Annotated in this window: 20 protein-coding genes and 1 pseudogene; 9 read left to right on the top strand and 12 right to left on the bottom strand. The window is 69.5% G+C overall.

Translation table 11 applies throughout. The features are described 5' to 3' along the window. The 3 genes and pseudogenes from AC5WRT_RS37505 to AC5WRT_RS37495 all read right to left on the bottom strand — a co-directional run. The coding region (locus AC5WRT_RS37505) for a hypothetical protein (protein ID WP_496098662.1) at positions 1-587 on the bottom strand (587 nt) is incomplete at its 3' end. Positions 588-658: 71 nt separating this feature from the next. Further along, a complete protein-coding gene (locus AC5WRT_RS37500) occupies positions 659-1,576 on the bottom strand; it encodes a NucA/NucB deoxyribonuclease domain-containing protein (protein WP_496098661.1) in 918 nt (305 codons plus the stop codon). Positions 1,577-2,138: 562 nt separating this feature from the next. Continuing rightward, a pseudogene (locus AC5WRT_RS37495) lies at positions 2,139-2,405 on the bottom strand (IS630 family transposase); the annotation flags it as partial. Between AC5WRT_RS37495 and AC5WRT_RS37490 the strand changes: the two are divergent. Continuing rightward, entirely contained in the window at positions 2,405-2,719 is a 315-nt protein-coding gene (locus AC5WRT_RS37490; RefSeq protein ID WP_496098660.1) for a hypothetical protein, read from the top strand. The pseudogene AC5WRT_RS37495 and the gene AC5WRT_RS37490 sit on opposite strands and share 1 nt — an antisense overlap. Before the next feature lie 199 nt (positions 2,720-2,918). Here AC5WRT_RS37490 and AC5WRT_RS37485 read toward each other — a convergent pair whose 3' ends face one another. The 6 genes from AC5WRT_RS37485 to AC5WRT_RS37460 all read right to left on the bottom strand — a co-directional run bounded on the left by AC5WRT_RS37485 (position 2,919) and on the right by AC5WRT_RS37460 (position 5,730). Continuing rightward, a complete protein-coding gene (locus AC5WRT_RS37485) occupies positions 2,919-3,245 on the bottom strand; it encodes a DUF6193 family natural product biosynthesis protein (RefSeq protein ID WP_496098659.1) in 327 nt (108 codons plus the stop codon). Between the two features lie 9 nt (positions 3,246-3,254). Further along, positions 3,255-3,539, bottom strand: a complete 285-nt coding sequence (locus AC5WRT_RS37480; RefSeq protein ID WP_496098658.1) for a hypothetical protein — start codon at positions 3,537-3,539, stop codon at positions 3,255-3,257. Next, a complete protein-coding gene (locus AC5WRT_RS37475) occupies positions 3,524-3,853 on the bottom strand; it encodes a hypothetical protein (protein WP_496098657.1) in 330 nt (109 codons plus the stop codon). Before AC5WRT_RS37475 ends, AC5WRT_RS37480 begins: the two co-directional genes overlap by 16 nt. After that, complete coding sequence (locus AC5WRT_RS37470; protein ID WP_496098656.1) at positions 3,853-4,176, bottom strand: hypothetical protein; 324 nt, start codon at positions 4,174-4,176, stop codon at positions 3,853-3,855. The genes AC5WRT_RS37475 and AC5WRT_RS37470 overlap by 1 nt, the downstream gene beginning before the upstream one ends. A 185-nt stretch (positions 4,177-4,361) precedes the next feature. Continuing rightward, a complete protein-coding gene (locus AC5WRT_RS37465) occupies positions 4,362-4,901 on the bottom strand; it encodes a hypothetical protein (protein ID WP_496101043.1) in 540 nt (179 codons plus the stop codon). Positions 4,902-5,151: 250 nt separating this feature from the next. Further along, positions 5,152-5,730 (bottom strand): suppressor of fused domain protein, encoded by a 579-nt coding sequence (locus tag AC5WRT_RS37460; protein ID WP_496098654.1) that lies wholly within the window; start codon positions 5,728-5,730, stop codon positions 5,152-5,154. A gap of 230 nt (positions 5,731-5,960) precedes the next feature. On the opposite strand from AC5WRT_RS37460, the gene AC5WRT_RS37455 reads away from it, so the two are divergent. The 3 genes from AC5WRT_RS37455 to AC5WRT_RS37445 all read left to right on the top strand — a co-directional run bounded on the left by AC5WRT_RS37455 (position 5,961) and on the right by AC5WRT_RS37445 (position 7,377). Further along, positions 5,961-6,128, top strand: a complete 168-nt coding sequence (locus AC5WRT_RS37455; RefSeq protein ID WP_496098653.1) for a hypothetical protein — start codon at positions 5,961-5,963, stop codon at positions 6,126-6,128. A gap of 65 nt (positions 6,129-6,193) precedes the next feature. After that, a complete protein-coding gene (locus AC5WRT_RS37450; RefSeq protein ID WP_449340750.1) occupies positions 6,194-6,493 on the top strand; it encodes a transposase in 300 nt (99 codons plus the stop codon). Beyond that, on the top strand, positions 6,490-7,377 hold the full coding sequence (locus tag AC5WRT_RS37445; protein ID WP_496098652.1) for an IS3 family transposase: 888 nt from the start codon (positions 6,490-6,492) through the stop codon (positions 7,375-7,377). Before AC5WRT_RS37450 ends, AC5WRT_RS37445 begins: the two co-directional genes overlap by 4 nt. 163 nt (positions 7,378-7,540) lie before the next feature. Here the strand turns inward: AC5WRT_RS37445 and AC5WRT_RS37440 are convergent, their stop codons facing one another. Next, entirely contained in the window at positions 7,541-7,978 is a 438-nt protein-coding gene (locus AC5WRT_RS37440; protein WP_496098651.1) for a hypothetical protein, read from the bottom strand. A gap of 857 nt (positions 7,979-8,835) precedes the next feature. Between AC5WRT_RS37440 and AC5WRT_RS37435 the strand changes: the two genes are divergently transcribed. After that, positions 8,836-9,969 carry a PP2C family protein-serine/threonine phosphatase gene (locus AC5WRT_RS37435; protein ID WP_496101042.1) on the top strand — a complete coding sequence of 378 codons (1,134 nt, stop codon included), beginning with the start codon at positions 8,836-8,838 and terminating at the stop codon, positions 9,967-9,969. 165 nt (positions 9,970-10,134) lie between these two features. Beyond that, positions 10,135-10,275, top strand: a complete 141-nt coding sequence (locus AC5WRT_RS37430; protein ID WP_496098649.1) for a hypothetical protein — start codon at positions 10,135-10,137, stop codon at positions 10,273-10,275. Positions 10,276-10,350: 75 nt separating this feature from the next. On the opposite strand, the gene AC5WRT_RS37425 is transcribed toward AC5WRT_RS37430, so the two are convergent. Then, positions 10,351-14,490, bottom strand: coding sequence for a S53 family peptidase (locus AC5WRT_RS37425; RefSeq protein ID WP_496098648.1), 4,140 nt, complete (start codon positions 14,488-14,490; stop codon positions 10,351-10,353). Positions 14,491-14,719: 229 nt separating this feature from the next. Here AC5WRT_RS37425 and AC5WRT_RS37420 point away from each other — a divergent pair, with 229 nt between their 5' ends. Beyond that, entirely contained in the window at positions 14,720-15,694 is a 975-nt protein-coding gene (locus AC5WRT_RS37420) for a TrmB family transcriptional regulator (protein WP_496098647.1), read from the top strand. A 143-nt stretch (positions 15,695-15,837) separates the two neighbouring features. After that, the gene (locus AC5WRT_RS37415; RefSeq protein ID WP_496098646.1) at positions 15,838-15,987 is read left to right on the top strand and encodes a hypothetical protein; all 150 of its coding nucleotides are present in this window, start codon (positions 15,838-15,840) and stop codon (positions 15,985-15,987) included. Positions 15,988-16,253: 266 nt separating this feature from the next. Here the strand turns inward: AC5WRT_RS37415 and AC5WRT_RS37410 are convergent, their stop codons facing one another. Continuing rightward, positions 16,254-17,018 (bottom strand): IclR family transcriptional regulator, encoded by a 765-nt coding sequence (locus AC5WRT_RS37410; protein ID WP_496098645.1) that lies wholly within the window; start codon positions 17,016-17,018, stop codon positions 16,254-16,256. A 152-nt stretch (positions 17,019-17,170) separates the two neighbouring features. Here AC5WRT_RS37410 and AC5WRT_RS37405 point away from each other — a divergent pair, with 152 nt between their 5' ends. Continuing rightward, a complete protein-coding gene (locus AC5WRT_RS37405) occupies positions 17,171-18,130 on the top strand; it encodes an amidohydrolase family protein (protein WP_496098644.1) in 960 nt (319 codons plus the stop codon). Positions 18,131-18,716 lie beyond the last annotated feature (586 nt).

Below are 18,716 nucleotides of genomic sequence, written 5' to 3'. Positions count from 1 at the left end.
TAACTGCCGTACGCAGGATGATCGGGCCCGTAGCCGGACGTCTTCTCAGTGAACCAGGACGGGACCTGCCCCTTGGGCTCGGCAGCCTCGATCCGCAACGATGCCCCGAACCGGCTCGCCGCCTTGTGGGTGGCGGGGCCGGCAAGGGGCGCCGGCCACAGCTGGAGCAGATAGGTCTCCACCGGGTCACCCTCGTCGCGTACGTCACCGTCGTCGCGGTGGCGGCCGTGGACCAGGAGGCGGTAGGTGCCGGGGCCGGGCAGGGCCAGCTGAGGAGCGTCCTCGGGGCTTTCTTCGCCAGGGCCGATGCAGATGCGAGTGGTGGTCCAGGTGAAGGAGATTTCGGCGGCGTCCTGCCAGTCGTCCAGGTTGAGGGTCGGAGGGCCGTCCCAGAGTTCGGCGGTGACGTCGATGTCACCGCCCTCGGTGGCACACACGACGGCGGCGTAGTTTTCCCGCGCCGAAACAAGCCCGTTGGCAGCGTAGTCGAGGGGGACTTCTTCGAAAGTGTCAAGATCGATGAGGTCGAGGGTGCCGTGGGCGACGAATAGACGCGGGTCATGGACGCGGTTGATGAGTGAGGCCATGACAGGGCTCCTAACAGAGGGAGGGGGCAGCGTTTTCGCTGCCCCCAGGGTTTTACGCTACGCGGCCGGCGTTACGGGCACTGCACCAACGGGCGCACCGGAGAAGCGGCAGCCGATGCCGGGACGTCGGTGACGGAGACCCAGAACTTGTCGTTCTCCAGCAGACGGTTCGCGTTGTACCAGGACTTGCGCGCACCGCCCTCCAGACGGTTCTGCGCCTCCGGCACCATGTGACACGAGAAGTCCGGGTTGACGCTGGCGCCCTGGTGGGTGGACGCGAACGGGTACTCGTCACAGCTCTTGCCGGACGGGCGCGGGATCGAGGACGGGCAGGCGGTACGCCGGTTGGCGCGGATCAGGGACCGGTCCATCGTCCGCGTCAGCTCCGGGCCGTGGCCCTGCCAGCCCCAGTGGTGCGCGAGATTGCGCTGCGCCCACAGGATGTGCCACGCGACCTGGTCGTAGGGACCGGTGACGGAGATGTCGTAGGTGGGGGTGTAGTCGGGGTAGACACAGCCGCCATCGGCGGCCGGGCTCATACGCGGGGTGTTGTCACAGCGCACGTTCAGCTTCGGACCCAGGTCGACGCTGACCGGGGAGTAGGGGGCGGCCTCGTAGTTGAGGTGAGGAGCCTGGGCGTCGGTGGTGGTGAGGGCCCCGGGGGAGTCGATGACCAGGTCCCAGTTCCGCGTCGTGCCCAGCGTGGTGATCTGCGGGGTGCCTCCAGTGGAGGTGCAGGATCCGCACGTCTCGTTGAGGGTGGCGACGCCGAGTTCGGCCGCTGCGACCGTGGTGGACTCCAACGTCAGAGTGACGTGATTGGTCCACTTGTGCCGGTTGCGGTTGTCGAGCTGGACGCTGGACGTCCAGGCAAAGTTGGCGCTGCCCTGGTATTGGTGCTCGGGCTCGATGTAGAAGTCGACGCGCAGGCCGCCGGAGGCGCACGAACTCGTGCGGTCCTCCCTGACCTGGCCGACCGTACACGTCACCGAATCGACGCGGCGCGTCGACAGCGTGGTGAGGTGCGCGACAGCGCTGTGACGGGGCTTCGGTGTGGGAGCTGCTTGCGCATCCGCAGCGAACATGGCACCGACCGCCACAAAAGCGGTCAGGAGAGCCGCCCCCCGTTTGAGCATTCTCACGAGCTGATCCTTTCGCTGTTTTGGCGGGACCATGCTTCGCGTGCGCTTGACGGGGCGTCAACGCCCCATATGCATCTAGTAGTTCTTTTCGGACGCCGGTGGCACCTGGGGAGGGGCGCCTGTGCGGTGGCTAGGTGCTGGCTATGAGGCACCGGGTACCGGGGCAGGACAGGGATTCTTGTCCGAAATTCCCTTTCCGCGCAACGGAAGCCCCGCAGCTTCGGACGGAGAGAGGGTGGAGAGTTCGGAAAAAGAGTGAAGCCCCGCCGGTGTAACCCAGCGGTCCCCCAACCGTGCCGAGGCCAGCGCCCCGATGCGGTGTGGCAGGTCCGGGCCTGTCGATGACGCCCAGCCCCGCCTCGCATCGGGCGCTGCCTAGTGCTCTGACCGCATAGGTTCGCCGGGTCGTTCAGGCTGCGGTGGCGAATGGGCGTCCGCCCCAGCGGATGCCCTTTTCGCTGCGGATGCGGGCGCGTTCCTTGCGTTCGGCGGCCAGGACGTCGCGATGGCAGGCGTTGGCGTTGCGCCACCGCAGGTAGGCGTGCAGGGCCCGGGTCTGAACCGTGTGGTTGGGGTAGTTCGAGTTGGCGATGGTGAACTGCCGCAGTGGCCCGAAGTGGGACTCGATCGGGTTCGCCCACGAGGCGTAAGTCGGCGTGAAGCACAGCTCGACCTTTGCTGCCGTGGTCGCTCGCGCACGGCGCGCACTCCATCACCCTGTCCGGGCACGGTCTGCTGGGGCTGCCGGTGCCTGCGGGGGTCTCGCTGGTGCGCCGTGCGCACGCGTCTGCTGCCGGTGCAGAAATCGCGGTGGGCCACCCGACGGTGGTGGGCGTGGGCGGCGCTCTGGCGGCGCTGCTGCCGTGGACGCGGTTGCGGTCCCTGGGGCGGGCCGGGGTGGCCGCGATGATCGGCCGCTGTCAGGACCTCGCCGCCCACGCCGCCCACCGGCTCGAGCACGCCAGGGCCATCGTGTTCCCGGCTCCCTGACCGTCACCTTCGGCTGGCCGCCCGCCTGGGTCGTCGACAAGTGGAACCTGGCCCACGCCCAGAACCGGGCACGGATCGTGGCCATGGGCCCGCTCACCTGCACCGCGGTCAACGAGCTCGCCGTCGATCTCGCTGTCGCCGGGTGCAAGGACGTCGCGTGAGCCTGGCCGTGTCTCGTGTTGCTTCCAGGCACGGCGCGTTACCCATCGCGTTCGGCGGTTCCCGCGACTGCTGGGCCGAGACCTTCGGGGAGGGGGGAGACCGCTGTGGCGACTGCCTCTTCGGCCGTGACGGCTTCGCCGATGACGGTGGAGTGAGGACGTTTCATCACACGGTACGGGCTGTCATGGTGTGACGGAGCGATGGCCACTTCCACCCGAAACGGGAAGCCGGTGCAGGAGCTGAAGCCGAGCGTCCAGTGGCTGGAGAAGACATAGAGCTGCCGCAGCATCGGTTCGGCATGCGCTGCTTCCACGAGTTCTGCGAAAGCGGCGAAATCCGGGGCCTCGGCTGCCTGTTTGTGCATCGTGCTCCACTACAGCTCCACGACCGCGGCCGGGCCGCGTTCCTGGGCCTCGGCGTGCTCACCGCAGTGCAGAAACGGCAGCCCGGCCCGCAACTCCTGCAGGCTTCTGACCTGCCCCCATGCCGCACCCGCCCGGACGACATCCGCCAGGTCGGGCGTGGATCCGGTGACGAGCTCGATTCCCTGGCTCCAGCCCGAGACAAAGAACCAACGGCTGGTCGCCCCGATGCGGACGGACAGCGGCCTGCGCCCCGGGATTGCTGAGGCGATGCCCGCCGTCACGGAGGCTGCCACAGGCCGCGCCGGGTGAGCGGCTCGGCCCGGGACCGAGAGGTGTGCTCCATCCGCTCCAGGAGTTCGCTGGTGCGCTGCCCGGCGCTGACGAGCAGCTGATCGGTGTCTACGTCCAGGTCGTCGGCCATGTCGAGGCTGCGGGCGCGGACGGAAACAGGCGGGAACCCCGAGAGGTGGCGCATGTGGCAGGTCCGGGCGGCGGCCGCGGCGATCCACCCGAGTTCCAGTGCCTGCGGCGCGCCGGTGTTGCGGCGGTAGAGCCACTCGGCCAGCTGCTGCGTCAGCTGAGATGCGTCGGTGTCCGGATCGTGCATCAGCTGGACGGCGAGTTCCCCCGCGTGTGTTCGTGCAGGCCCTCGGCATCGGCGGTGAAGATGGCCAGCTGCCGCTCTCCGCCGCCCAGTTGCAGCCAGCGGCGCAGCGTCTCGGGCTGCCCGTGGGCGACCTCGTGCACGGTGACGCGGGTGAGGTCGGCGTCGGCGTGGGCGATCCCGGCCCTGCCCGCCATGGGCCTGTCGGCACCGTCCCCGCCCGCAGGGTCGTTCCGGTCGGCCACCCAGGCCAGGGCGTACGCGTCCGGTCCCCGCTCGGACAGCCAGGTGCGCAAGTCGTCGGGGGCGACCAGCTCTTCGCTCACGGCAAGGGACCTTCTGCTCGGCAGTAGGGGCGCCGCACGGCCCTTCAAGAACGGCGGCTGGCGGCAGCTTGCCCGTGCCGGGCCGTGCTGATGGCCGACCGCCCGGGGCCGGTCCGTCGAGCGGGAAGACCCAGACGGCCCTCACCCGTGGCGTCCCGTCTGACGAGACGCAGGCCGCGGTGGGGCTAGCGGTTGCCGGACGGGCGGTGGCGGCGCGGCTGCTGCGAAGAGCGGCCGCGCCTGCGAGCGGGGGTGCCCGGGTTGTCGCTGGGCCCGGCGGCGGGCGAGGAGAAGCCGCCGGGAATGCCGGGCCGGACGGCCGGCACCTGGGCGGCCGGTACGTCAGCGCGCCTCGTCCTCCCCCCCACACCCGCCACCACCGTGGCGTTCGGAAGGAGCCGGGCGCAGGTGGCGCACACCTCCTGAAGCGTCCAGATCTGTCCCACCGTGGCGTCGTGCTGAAGGACCAGAACCGCCGCGGTGCCTGCGCAGTGCGCCTTGCTGTCCGTGTGGGCGGCACAGTCTCGAGCGCCGCAGTGACACCGGGCGTCTGGGTGGATGGTGGCGGCCTTGGCGTGGGCGGCGGCGTGCTGTGCGGCGAACCGGCGCAGGGCCGCCAGGTCCTTGGAAGCAGGCGGCATCTGGCAGTTGGGGTTGCTGCAGGAGACCGTGACGGAACGGTCGCTGCGGCCGGTGAGCCGGATCGTCCATGCCCGTGCGGGCACGCGCTCGGTAGGGGTTGCAGGGTGCGCGGTCGTCACGCGGGGCTGTCCGTTCGTAGAGAGAGGGCAGAGGGTTGTCACTCCACTATGTGCTACCCGCAAACCGCAGGGATGGCTAGTGCGGCGTTCAGCGGCCCCACCAAGGCGACTCCAACTGGCCCCATTTTGCGAATGATTGGTGAAGATCGAGCGTCTTGAGATGGTCCCTGAGGGCGGTCTGTTCTGGGACCACCAGGGTGGTGCGGACGCGAACTCAGACGACAGAGGATCTGAACGGATCGGTCGGAATGATCTCTGCTTCGTCGAAGAGTTGCTCCAACGCTTCGTGGCCGTGGCGTCGGCGGAACTCGACCTCGGCGGTCGTCACCGGCAGGGTCCATAGGATGCGGGCGTGCCCCCCGGGCAGGGGACAGTGTTCGAGGTCGGGGCCGTGGAGGTAGGGCAGGCTGATGAGCAGGTGGTCGCAGGTCGAGCCTGGCACCCACGGTTCGCCGATCGGCATGCTGTGCTCCAGGTGGAGCCTAGGCCCTCCGCAGTGGTAGTAGGCGATCATTGCCATGAGGTCGATGAACCGCTGATCGCGGACGTGGGCGGTCATGACGAACTCAAGCCCATGACCGTGTTTCTCCGTCGCGGCCCAGCACCCGGCGGTCAAATAGGCCCAGCTGTCGCTGCGGGGACCGGGAGCCACTACGAGAACACGCAGGTCGGCGATCGCCTCTCGCCGTTCCGGCCCGAGGTCGTAGTCGACGACCTCCACGGAATGCCCCTCGAAGAACGCCCGGACATGTGACTCCACGCCTTCTGCGGCCAGCAGCCTCGCATTACTCACCGCGCGATCATGCCAGATGGCGTTCGGCCGCTCCTGCGTTCTTGTTCGCTTTGGTGCGAGCCAAGGGCTGTCCCGCATCTCTGGGAGCGGTGAGCGGCCGACTCGGCCGAGGCGGTACTGTGCGCTCCGTGATCAGTGGCGTCACTGGTTGAGTCGCGTGGCGCCGGTTCCGCCGACGGGGCTGTTTGGTGGCTCGATCACGGCCCAGTTTCGTGGAGGTCGAACCAATCATGTGGACCGAAGTCGTCGCGGCCCTGCCCGGCACGACCGTCTTCCAGCCCCCTGCATCAGAGTCGTCGCTGCTCCGCTGTGTCACGGTCCTCGGTCATCCACTGCCCGCCGACCTCGCCTCTCTACTCCGCGAGAGCAACGGCATCGAGGGCAAATACGGAGCCTGAAGCTTCCCCTTGATCGTGGACACCTGGAGACTGGGATCTTGAGGTTCCAGAGGAAGTAGCACCAGGTGGGAAGCAAGTACACGAAGCGGTACACCGAGGAGTTCAAGCGGGACGCGATCGCGCTCGTCGATTCCTCGGGCAAGACGGTCACTGCTGTCGCCCGGGAGCTCGGCATCAGCTCCGAGTCCCTGCGTGGCTGGTACCGCCGGGCGAAGGCGGACCGGGGCGAGGGCGGGTCCGGCGAGCTGACCAGCGCCGAGCGCGAGGAGCTCAAGCGGCTGCGCAAGGAGGTCCGCGAACAGCAGCAGACGATCGAGATCCTGAAAAAGGCGACGGCCTTCTTCGTGAAGGAAAACGACCGGTGAGCGAGCCGTACCAGTTGATTCATGCGGAGAAGGCGACCCATCCAACCGTCCTGCTGTGCCGGGTGCTGAAGGTCGCCCGCTCCTCGTACTACGCCTGGTGCGAGGGCGAGACCGCCCGCCGCGCTCGTCAGGCCGCCGACGACGCGCTCGCGCACCAGATCACCGTGGTGCACATCGCTTCCCGGCACACCTACGGTGTCCCGCGCATCCACGCCGAACTGCGCCGCCTGGGCCGGCGAGTGAACCGCAAACGCGTCGCCCGCGTGATGCGTGAGCGCGACATCCGTGGTGTCACCCGCCGCAAGCGGCGTTCGCTGACCCGGCCGGACACGAAGGCGAAGCCGGCCCCGGATCTGATCGGCCGCGACTTCCATGCCGAGCGCCCCGGCACACGCCTGCTCGGCGACATCACCTACCTGCCCACGGCCGAGGGCCGGCTCTGCCTCGCCTGCTGGCTGGACCTGGCCACCCGCGAGGTCGTCGGCTATGCCATGGCCGACCACCACCGCGCCGAACTCGTCGTGGACGCGCTCGACATGGCCCACGGCCGGGGCGGACTGGAGCCCGGCTGCGTGATCCACAGCGATCGCGGCAGCGCATACACGTCCACCCAGTTCCGGGAACGAATAGGGAAGCTCGGGATGCGGCAGAGCTGCGGACGCACCGGATCATGCTTCGACGACGCCGCGGCGGAGAGCTTCTGGGCCCTGCTCAAGGAGGAGATCGGCACCCGTACCTGGCCCGACCGGGCCACCGCCCGCGCCGAGGTCTTCTCCTTCATCGAGACCTTCTACAACCGCCGCCGACTGCGCAAGCACAAGACCTTCGGCTATCTCACCCCAACCGAGACCAGACAGCGGCACCAGCACGCCCTCGCGGCATAACGATCACGTGTCCGAGATCACGGGGAAACTTCACTCGCTCAATCGCCCGCCGGGGCGGCGGTCAGGGACTCGCTGGTCCTTGACCAGCGGTCGCATCCCTGCCGCCGACGGGCATCAGGGCGAGGGGCACGGCCCCAGCTCATGGGCACAGGCGGGACCTGTCTCACTGGTCACCGTGGTTCCGGCCGTAGTGGTCCCAGCCCAGGTAGTCCCGGTCGCCGTGGTACTGGTCGTGGTGGTACCAGTCCCGGCCGTCGCGCTCGTAGCGGTTCCAGTTGTGCCGGTACGACCTGTCGGACTTCCATCCGCGCCCCTCGTCGTCCCAGCGGTAGCAGTGACCGTCGCGGCGGTGCCAGGACGAGTCCGTGACACGGTCGTCGTGGTGCCAGCCACGGTTCGCGTCCCAGCAATAGCCGTGCTCGATCAGGTAGCCGACACCGTGGTCCCACCGGTAGTCGGCGGTGTCGACGCCGACCGACCGCTGGACGTGTACGGATGCGGGAGTCGCGGCCGAAGCGGTGCCCCCGGCACCGACAACGGCGACACCGGCGACCGCCACGGAGGAAACAGCGACAGCAATCCGCTTCGTGAGCTTCTTCATGATCTTTCCTTCCGGTTGGTGTGGTCTGCACCAACGGCTGCTTGCGGGCGATGTGAGGCGCCTGGCGTTGTTTGGCGTTGATCAGCCAAGCAGTTCCATACGTTGTATGGAATCGCCCTGCCAGGATAACCATACGTCGTATGGAAACGGGGAGCCGGTGACAGTGACTCGGGTCACCCGGACGAGCTGACTGCGGCGCGCACCACTGCTTCGTCGAGGTGTCACCGGTGAACGCTGATGAGTAACTGGAAGGTTCTCACCGGGAGTTCATTCATCTCCCCTCTCGTCGTGCTGGCCCCCCATCCCGGCTGTGAGCACAAGGCGTGCAGGCACCCGGGTCTGCTGGAGATGAGGGGGTGTGGCAACGGAGGAAGAAGTGGTGGACATGCGGACCGTTGTTCAGCCTCCCCGTGATCGCTGCTACGCCACTTGGCGGGACATGACCCAGGAGCATCTCGGTCATGCTGTCCGAGGCTTGCCTGTTGTCCGCTTCGGGCCGGGTGAGCCGCAGCTCCCGTAGCGGCGGCAGAGCCCCGTGATCTTCGGGTGTGATCCGGTCATGCGGGCGCAAGTTCGGCTCGCCCGTGAAGTGGTGGAGTACCGACGAAATGCGCTGGTCATGCCTTACGCGAGGCTGGAAGAGATCGTTTCCAGCGCCGCCGGGTCGATTTTTCCGCACGCCGGGTCCCAAGCTCGGTCGGCGGTGGCAACAGGCCGCGAGGTGTAGGCGGAGCAGCGTCGCAACACGAGCGTGATGTCCCCGGGGAGTCTGCGCGCGAAAAAGGAGTAAAAAAGAACATATGCGTCTGAAGGGTGTCTGGAGAGACCGGCTCCCGGAACAGCGGCGCGGGCTGCTGGTGACCGCGCTGGCGCTGATCGTGGCCATCGCTGCGGTGGACATCGGTATCGGGACCAGTGTTCATCTGGGCCCGCTGCTGGTCATCGCGCCGACGTTGACCGCCACCTTCGCCGGTCCGCGGCTTACCGCTCTGGTCGGGGCTCTGGCGGAGGTCGCCTTGGTGATCATCGCAATCTTCCACGGCGGGCTGACCACGACCAACCACGTGGCGCAGCTGATCGCCCTGGCTGTGCTGTCAGCTCTGGTGGTCTTCGTCTGTTATGTGCGGGAGCGGCATGCCCGGGAGCTGAGCCGGTTGCGGTCGGTGGCTGAGACGGCGCAGCGGGTTCTGCTGCGGCCTCCACCGCGCCGGATCGGGCCGTTGCGGGTGGCCTGGCTGTATCTGGCCGCCGAGGACGAGGCCCAGATCGGGGGCGACCTGTTGGCGGTCGCCCGCGCTGATCACCCCTGCACCCGGGTACTCATCGGCGACGTACGAGGCCATGGTCTTGCCTCCGTCGGCGAAGCATCGGTGGCGATGAGTGCGTTCCGTGAGGGCGCTCACCGGTACCCCTCCCTGCCCCAGCTCGCCACCGCCGTCGAAGAGAGCATCTGCCGGAACCTGGAGGAAGTCGCCGACACCGCAACCGACTCCGGCGAGCACTTCATCACCGCCATCATGATCGACATCCCCGATCAGGGCCCACACGCTGAAATGCTCAACTGCGGCCATCCGCCACCCCTGCTGATCCGCGGTGACCAGGTATCTGCCCTGAACTCCCGCCGCCCCGCACCCCCGTTGGGCCTGCGTGACCTGTGCGTACTCAACGACCGGACCGACCGGTTCGGCTTGCAACCGGGTGACATGCTGCTGCTCTACACCGACGGCGTGATCGAAGCCCGCTCACCCACCGGAGCCTTCTACCCGCTCGCCGAACGCGTCGCCTCCTTCCCCGCCTCAAGCCCCGACGTCTTGCTGCACCACATTCACCGCGACCTCCTCGCGCACACCGGCGAGCAGCTCACCGACGACGCCGCATTCCTGATCATCGAACGCACCCCGTCACACCATCTGCACCGGCCGCTCCTCGCATCCCATGCCGACGGTCGCACTCGTCCACAGCCAGCCGGCCGTAACGGTCTGGCCGGCTGAACACGTTCCGCGCATTCCCTCACCCCGCGAGCGAGTTTCGCCGGTTGCCCGTGGTTGGAGAAGGAGCCGAGAGCTCGCGGAGCTTGGCGGGTGAGGGGCTGGCGCCCAGGAAGTCGCGGGTGACGGGCGGGCCCCACTGGGCCAGGCCGCTCGCAGCTGTTCCTCGTGGCGCTGAGGCCTCACAGCCCGGACCTCGACGGCGACCGGACCGCCTCCGACCCGGCCGACATGGTCCTGCGCATGCTCGGCATCCCGCCGGAGGACACGCACGAGGTCACCCGGCGCCCGCTGCCGGGCCTCGGCTGAGACCTACGACAGCTCAGGGGCCCGGCGCCCAGAACGTAGAACGGCACCGGGCCCCTGCCTGCTCACACCGGATGGTTACTTCGCGGCCGCCAGGGCCGCGTCGACGCCCGCGACGGGCGAGCCGAGGCCGGTGACGGTGTCGTAGCCGGGACCAGCTGTGCACTCGGCGCCGCACGAGCCGTTGGAGCCGGAGGTGATGTCCCTCAGGTAGGTGCCGCCGAGCGCGTAGACGCCGGTGTGCGCGGTGTCGCCGTCCGGGCCGTCAGAGGCCAGATGCGGCTTGCCGACGGCGGCACGGAGCTGGTCGGCCGAGGCGATGATCGCACCCCAGATCGGGGCGGACAGACTGGTGCCGCCCACCTTGAACCACACGGACTGACTGGTGCCGCCATAGGCCATGGTCATGTACACCGGCACCCCGGTGGCCGGGTCGGCCACGAAGCTGACGTCCGGCGTGGCCCTGAGCGGCGAGGACTGCACGCCGTCCTGGTAGGCCGGGCGCGGCTCGAAGTAGCTCAGGCCGCCGCCGGTGGACCTCCACGCCGTCTCGTCGATGGTGTTGCCGTCGGCATCCAGTCGGAGGCTGGTGCCGCCGATGGCCAGGGCGTAGGGGTTGGTGGCGGAGTAGCTGCCGGGGTAGCCGAAGTCTCCGGTGGACTGGACGCAGACCGAGTCGGCCAGCTTGCAGTGGCCGTCGTAGAAGGCCTCCTCGGAGAACTCGCCGGCGCCCCAGCTGTTGCTGAGCGCGGCCGGGTGCAGCGCCGCGGCCGCGTCCTGGGCGCGGGACAGCGCGGCCATGGTCGGGTCCTTCGCCTCGACCAGGACGATCTTGGCGTGCGGGGCGACCGAGTGCGCCCACTCGATGTCCAGCGCCGCCTCCTCGTTCCAGCCGGTGTCCACGTCGGGCTGGGTACCGTCCGCGTAGACCTGCCGGAAGTCGAAGCAGTCCTCTCCCGTGCCGGCCGTATCGCAGGTCTGCGGCAGGTCGAAGTGCGCGGAGAAGTGGTTCAGGTCGGCCTTCGCCGTCGGGTAGTGGTAGGCGTCGACGATCGCGATCGTCTGACCCGTGCCGTCGCCCTTGAGGCCCAGGCGTCCCTGGATCTGCTGCGGGGTGTAGCCGGGGGCTGCCTCCTTGGCGTTCTCCTGGCCCACGCTCAGCTTCGTGGCCGCCGGAGTCTTCTTCTGGATCTCGATCGCCACCGAGGCGGTGCCGACCGGCATGTCGAGGTCCTTCAGCGGGCTCGCGCTGCGCATCCGGTCGCCCTGGGCCTGACCGGCCTCGGGGGCGGCGGCCGGGCCCGCGAGGGAGGTGCCACCGCTCGGAGGCGCCGGGATCCGGGTGGGCTCGTCCTCGGAGAGTTTGTAGGTGGTCAGGCCGTGCGGGAAGTAGTCAATGTCGTTGACGGCGTCACCGATCGACTGCGCCGAGATGTTCAGAGCCCGCCAGTCGAGCGCGAGACCGATCATGTCGTCGCCCGGGCCGTCTCCCAGCGGCGCTGTCTCCACCTGGCTCGCCCCCAGGGCGAAGTCCGTCGCGCTCTCTCGGAGGTACCCGTCGTTGTCCGCGAAGGGCGTGTCGTAGGACCACAGGTTCTGGTAGGCGCCGACGAACGCCTCGGTTCCACCGACCGACCTGGCGAACACTGCGGAGTGGAAGCCGAAGAAGGTGGGCACGTCGTAGGGCGCGCCGCCGTCCGCCGGGTACACGTAGTCGTTGAACTCGCGCATCTCGACCAGACCGGTCTTCTTGGACGCGACGAAGCCCTGCGACGTTCCGGGGCTGTCGTAGTTCTTGATCACCGCGCCGGATCGCGCGTCGAGGATCTGGACCAGGTGGCGGTAGTTCCTGAAATCGCCGGTGTAGGCGAAGGCGACACCGTGCCCGTCGGCGCCCGGGATGTTCGGGTCGGCCAGGGCGGGGTTGGTCGGCACGATTGCGACGGCATCGGAACCGGGCGGGGTCTCGGTCCAGTTCGGGATGCCGGTGGCGGCGTCCAGGCTGACCGCCGTCGGCGCCGGGTCGGTGGCCTGCGTGGGCAGGCCGATGCCGTGGTGTGTGCCGCCGTACTCGAAGAACAGGTGTCCGGCGCCGTCCGTGGTGACGCTGGAGAAGACCAGGCTCTTGCCAGCCGTACCCCTCGGCCGGTACGCCCACAACATCTTGCCCTGCGCGGTGTACGCGGTCAGGCTGCTGCCCGGGACGACGATCTCGGATCCGCCGCGGCCGTCGCCCACGACCGTGAGCGAGGCGACGTAGCCGCCGGTGCGCACGTTCGCGCGTACCTTACCGCTGTGCGTGTCCAGTACGGCGAAGCCGTGGTCGGTCGCGGCCGCCACCGAGTCGCCGGCCGCGTCCTTGCCGGGGTTCGGCAGGAGGCGCAGGGCGTGCACCGAACTGTCGACGGTGGCCCGCCACAGGACGGTCGGCGCCGCCTTCTTCAGAGTCCTGCCGTCGAGGGCGAAGACACCGCGGCTCTGGCCGGCGACGACCAGGTCCATGGTGCCGTCCCCGTTCACGTCCGTCGCGACGGCCGCGTACGGGTCGCCGGCCAGAGGCATGGCGTGCGACGTGCCGCTGTGGGGGTTGACCGTGTAGGCGGTGTCGTCATAGCCGACGGTGAGGAGTCCGCCCTGGTACTGCGTGAGCGTGTCGCCGGAGACGGCGCCGTCCTGTCGCCAGTCGAGGTGACCGCTCGCGGCGTTCAGTCCGATGAGCTGGGTGTGCTCGGGACCTGCGGGGGTGGCGGCGGTGGCGGTCTTCGGGTCGGAGAGCGAGGCGAAGACCTCGCTGCCCTTCGCGTCGGAGGACAGCGCCATGGTCGGGGCGTTCGGCCCGCCGATCGTGGAGGCCGTGGTGTACGACCAGAGGGTGTGGCCCTGAGCGTCCCAGCCGGAGATAGTGCTCTGACCGTCCGACATGTCGGCGTCGATGCCGAGCTCCGCGACGGCGAACCGGGGGCGGCCGTCCTTCGCGTCCGGCAGGACGTGGAAGGCCTCCGGCACGGTGCCCTCACGGGAGGCGAGCACCGCACGCTCGCCGCTGTGCGCGTCGATCGCGGTCAGGTCCCAGCGCACCTTGTCGAAGGGGTCGTTCTGCTCGACCACCAGAACGCGGTCCGCGCCCGGGTCCTTGACCAGTATGCGCGGGTAGCCGGGGGTCTTGGTGTGCGCCGCGACGCTGCCGTCGGAGGTCTTGAGCACCAGCACGTTGCCGTCGGCCGGGCGCGGGCTTCCCAGGTCCATCGGGGTGTCGGACCACGACGCGGCGATCCGGCCGCCTCCCATCGACGTCAGATCGCCCCAGTACGCCCAGGGCGCGTGCGTCGAGTAGGTCCAGTCGGCGGTTCCGGTGAGCGTGCCGTCACCGGCGTGGCCGAAGCTGTAGGCGGTCAGGTTGCTGCGGCTGTCGCCCTGTTCGGCCACCGGATCGCCGCCCCAGTCCGGGCCGACCGTGTCGGCGACGATCAGCTTGCGGTCCTGGAACAGCATGGTGCCGACGTAGCCGGGAACCAGCTTGCTCCACGCCGTCTTTCCGGTACGGCCGTCCAGAACGGTCACGAAGGTGCCGTAGTCCACCTTCGAACCGGGCGAGGAGAACGGCCGGAACGGCCAGTCGCCCACCGCGTAGGCTACGGCGACGTCCTGGACGCCGTCGTCGTTGAAGTCGCCCGTCACATACGGCTGCTTGCCGGTGGCCGACATCTCGTACGGGTTGTAGCCGGCATAGAGGTTCGGCAGGTACGGGTAGGGCTGGAACCAATTCCGGGGGGACACCTGCCAGTCCTTGTAGAAGGAGGTGGCTCCGCGGCTCCACACCTGCTTGCCCTGGGCGTCGTAGCGGGCTACGGTGCCGCCGCTGAAGACGCCCACCCAGTCCTTGGTGCCGCCGAGCGCCACGCCCTCGGCGAAGCCGCGCGCGGTCTCCCACCGGCCGGTCCGCTCGAAACCCGGGACGGCGGACGAGGTGTCGGTGTGCATGCCGGAGGCCGCCGTCACGCCGGGCTTGGTGCCCGGCAGCGGCGGGGCGGCAGCGGCGGGGCCCTCCTGGGCGGCAACCTGCCCGGGCGTGCCGTCGATCCGGGGTTGGTACCGCTTGCTGAGCCTCTCGATCGCGGCAGCAGTCAGCCGGGTGCCCTTCGCGCCGTGCGGAGGGGCCGCCTGAGCCGGCGGTGTCACCAGCAGGCCGGCGGCCAGCCCCAGCACGGTGGCGACCATGCCGGAGCGTATGCCCTTTCCACGCATTCTCAATGGACCACGCGCCTCTCGGGTGGGGAACAGGGCGGCCGGCTCACGAAGAGCACTGGTGAACGGCCCTGCGGGGGATGCCGGTACTGTTCCAGCAGACCCGGCTCAGCGGGTGGAGAATGACTGGCCGCTACCGGCCGGATTCCGGAAGCGGCCACGCGCCGGCTCGGCCGGCGAACACAGGAGGTGACGCGCACCGGTGCTGGAGTCCCTGGGTCTCGACGATCCGACCGAGCGCACCTACCGCCATCTGCTGGCCTCACCGCCGCTGACGGCGACCGAAGTGGCCAGGCATCAGTCCTGCAGCACGCCACAGGCCCGCCGCATGCTGGACGACCTGGTCGCGGCGGGCCTCGCGGTCCCCTCGGCCGGACGGCCCACGCGTTACGCCCCGGTGGACCCGCGTATCGGCCTGGCCGCCCTGATTCGCGCGCGCCGTCTGGAGCTGGAGCGCGCGTCGGCCGCGCTGGACGCCTACGGCGCCGAGTTCAACGAACGCAAGCTGAGCTCCGATCCGAGCCGGCTGGTCGAGGTCATCGAGGGGCCGACCGCGATCGGCGCCTGGCTGACCGAGCTGATGGCTGGCGCCGAGCAGGAGGTCCTGTGCTTCGACACGCCGCCATATCTCACGGCCGACGCGAGTGCGTTTCAGTCCGAGGAGGAGCTGCTGGCGCGTGGCGTGCGGGCACGGGCGATCTACTCCAGTCAGGTCCTGGCCATCCCTGAGCGCGCGGGACTGCTTCAGCGCCTCGTGCTTCTTGGGGAGCAGGCCCGGGTGCTGCCCCATGTACCGCTGAAGCTGCTGGTGTTCGACCGCCGCGATGCCCTCGTTCCCCTCACCACCGGCACCGACGGCCTGCGCAGTACCGCCGCCCTGGTCCACCGGTCACCGCTGTGCGACGCCTTGGTCGACCTCTTTGAGGCGAGCTGGCGGCAGGCTACCCCCGTCTTCGGCAGCGAGGCCCAGCAGACGGAGGAGCATCCCGACGTCGGCGAGGCCGACCGTGCGCTGCTCCACCTGCTCCACGCGGGGCTGAAGGACGAGACCATAGCCCGCCAACTCGGCCTCAGCGAACGCACCCTGCGCCGCCGGATCGCCGACCTGACCTCCCGCCTCGGGGCGACGAGCCGGTTCCAGGCGGGCGCGCAGGCTGTGCGCCGCAGGTGGCTCTGAACGGGCGGGCAGTGCCGGAGAATGCCGGTCCGGCTCTCCCCGGTAGCCGGGGAGCGGAAGACCGTGGGCGCCGGTGCTCCCTCACGCACCGGCGCCCACTCACCCCTGCCCAGGGTGGTTTGTGGTCCTGCAAGAACCCCGGCGTGCTGGCTCAGACCGGCCTGGAGGGCTGTTCCACGGCCTACTGGTGGTCGGCGGTCGTCTTCGTCAGCGGCCTCGTCGTCACCGCCCACCTCTACCGCCGGGGTGCGCCCCGGCAGAACGAGAACGCCGCACCTGTCGTGCACATGTAGCGGGGCAGGTACCGCCCCAACGGCCCACCCCCTACCCCCGGGCCGGCGCATGCTCGGGCTTGCCGCGCCCGCCGCCAGGCGTACCGGCTGCCCCTGCCCGGGTGCCGGTGGCCGACGGCGACACCGCCACCGTCGACTCCGGCCCTGCAGGAGCAGGGGCAAACCGGCTTCGCCACGTCCGAGGCTCGAGACCAGCACCGGCCGGTCCTCCCAGCAGGAGAGCCGCGGGGCGCACAACGGCAGCCGGCGCGGGCGTCCGGGTTGCGCTACCGGTGCCCTTCTATGGCTTCGACCGGCATGGTCCGACCACCGTCCTCGACGAGACGGCGGGAGATCGCACGGGCCGTCGCGCGTACGGCCGGTCCGTACCCCGGGTTCGGCGAACCGGTGCCGGGCGCCACGACCGACAACGCCGCGACCACCTCGCGGCCGTCACGTACCGGCGCGGCCACGGTGCTCACCTGCCATGGACGGTTCTGGTGGCCGACAGCGTGATCGCCGCGCCGTACCTCCGCCAGCACGCGACGCAGGTCGGCGGGGGTGCGGATGTCGTCGTCGCCGTGCTCCGGCGCGTAGGCGGCGATGGCCTGCTCCTGGACGGCCGGCGGCGCGAAGGCGAGAAGCACCAGTCCTACGCCGGTGGATGCCAGAGGAAGGCGGCCCCCCACGCGGTAGCGCACGGGGCTCGCATCTCGCGCTGACAGCCGCTCGACGAGCAGCGCCTGCCCCTGGTCCCGCACGGCGAGCAGGACATGCTGACGCGTGACGTGGAAGAGATCCTCCATGAACGGCATCGCCACCGATCGCAGCCCGTGACCGCGCGGGGCCAGGGAAGCGGTCTCCAGCAGCCGAAGACCCACGACGAAGCGGCCGTCGCCGAGGCGTTCCAGGGCGCCCACTTTCATCAGGGACCGGGCGAGCCGGAGAGCACTGCTGCGGGGGATGCCGCTTCGCTGTGCGAGTTCGGCAAGGGTCTGCGCACGGTGGTCACCGTCGAAGCTGCCGAGCAGGGCGAAAGCCCGGTCGATCACCGGTTGTCCCTCAGCCGGCCTGCCCCCGTGTCTCCTGGGGGCACCTCCGTCGGCAGTCGCCGTTTCATTCATCGGAATCACCGCTGCCAATGTACGGCACGCTTCCTACGGTGGCTCGCACTGACAGGGACCCCGCAGAAAGGGAGAATCGTATGGCCGCGACCGGATTCATCGATGTGCACGCCCACTTCGTCACCGACAGCTATGTGGCGGCGGCTCGAGCCGCGGGTGTCGAACATCCCGACGGGATGCCCGGCTGGCCCGCGTGGAGCGTCGAAGAGCATCTCGACATGATGAAGCGCTCAGGGATCGACAGGTCCTACCTGTCGATCTCCTCGCCCGGAGTGCACTTCGGCGACGACAGCGAGGCCCGCGCTCTCGCACGTGAGGTCAATGAGTTCGGCGCCCGGGTCCGCACGGAGGACCCGCAGCGGTTCGGTCTCTTCGCCTCCCTGCCCCTGCCGGACGTCGAGGGATCGCTCGCCGAGGCCGCCCATGCGCTCGACGTCCTCGGTGCGGACGGAGTGGTGGTGGAAACCAACCACCATGGCCTCTACCTCGGTGACCCCCGGTTCGAGCCGCTCTGGGAGGAGCTCGACCGCCGCAGCGCCGTCGTCTTCGTTCACCCCACCTCAGCGCCCCACGCCGACGAGCTCGCTCTGGGCCGGCCACGGCCGATGCTGGAGTTCCTCTTCGACACTGCCCGCACCGCGAGCGACCTGCTCCTGCATGGTGTCCTCGCCCGCCGTCCGCGGATCCGCTGGATCCTGACACACGGCGGAGGTGTGCTGCCGCTGCTCGCCGACCGGATGGAACTCTTCCGCACCCACATCGGCGGCGGCGCCGTCGACGCGCCGAGCGCCGTCGAGCAGCTCGGCCGACTCTGGTACGACATGGCCGGCACGCCGTTCCCGCGCCAGGTCCCGGCCTTCGACGCGGCCTTCGGCACCGAGCGTCTCCTCTACGGCAGCGACTACTGCTGGACGCCCATCGACGCGGTGCTCTCTCAGGTCACCTCCATCGACTCCGCGGTGCAGCCGTCCGCCACCGTCACCTGGCGGGACCTCACCACCCGCAATGCCCGCCGCTTGTTCGACACCGACGCACGGTGAACCGCCCGGGCCTGAAGGAACGGTCGTGAGCAAGTGGGTATGACGACCGCGATCGTCACAGCAGTACCGCGGTCCGGGTCGCTGGGGCGGCTCTGCCGTCAGCAGGCGGAGCTGCGGCTGATCCGCCACAGCGTTCTGCTCTGCCAGGTCACCGACTCCGGCAGCACCCGGCCTCACCGCTCGCTGGGGCTGCCGCCACAGCGTCGGGTTCTTCCCAGACCTCGGGGACTCCACGCTGCAGGCACCGCTCGACGTCCCGGATCAGCCGGTCTGCCCGCAGGCTTACCTCACGTGCGGCACGGGACACGAGACTGTCCGCAGGGAAGTCCACAAGTCGACGTTACGCCGCACCGGCGTGTACAGCCCGTCAGGGTTCCGGGAGAGCGGGGCCTGGCGTGCGCACGGTCGGCGTTGAAGCCGCTCACTCAAGCGAGGGTCGGCCGCGGAGTCGCGGCGAACATCCTGACCGAGGCCGGCTTCGGCCCGGCCGCCCTCGACGCCACGACTGCGGACATCCACTCACCATGGCGGTGAACGCCGAGGCGCAGACGTCCGCGTGCCTGCCTCAGGTCGCACCCCGACAGGA

It is taken from the genome of Streptomyces sp. NTD91 (genome assembly GCF_059510455.1).
The sequence above is the reverse complement of the archived record's forward strand: the minus strand, read 5'-3'. Positions and strand labels throughout refer to the sequence as shown.

Coding starts and splice junctions, on each gene's coding strand:
- AC5WRT_RS37425 (WP_496098648.1), bottom strand. CDS start 14,490: ATGGTCGCCACCGTGCTGGGGCTGGCCGCCGGCCTGCTGGTGACACCG.
- AC5WRT_RS37405 (WP_496098644.1), top strand. CDS start 17,171: ATGGCCGCGACCGGATTCATCGATGTGCACGCCCACTTCGTCACCGAC.
- AC5WRT_RS37440 (WP_496098651.1), bottom strand. CDS start 7,978: ATGAAGAAGCTCACGAAGCGGATTGCTGTCGCTGTTTCCTCCGTGGCG.
- AC5WRT_RS37485 (WP_496098659.1), bottom strand. CDS start 3,245: ATGCACAAACAGGCAGCCGAGGCCCCGGATTTCGCCGCTTTCGCAGAA.
- AC5WRT_RS37475 (WP_496098657.1), bottom strand. CDS start 3,853: ATGCACGATCCGGACACCGACGCATCTCAGCTGACGCAGCAGCTGGCC.
- AC5WRT_RS37455 (WP_496098653.1), top strand. CDS start 5,961: ATGTGGACCGAAGTCGTCGCGGCCCTGCCCGGCACGACCGTCTTCCAG.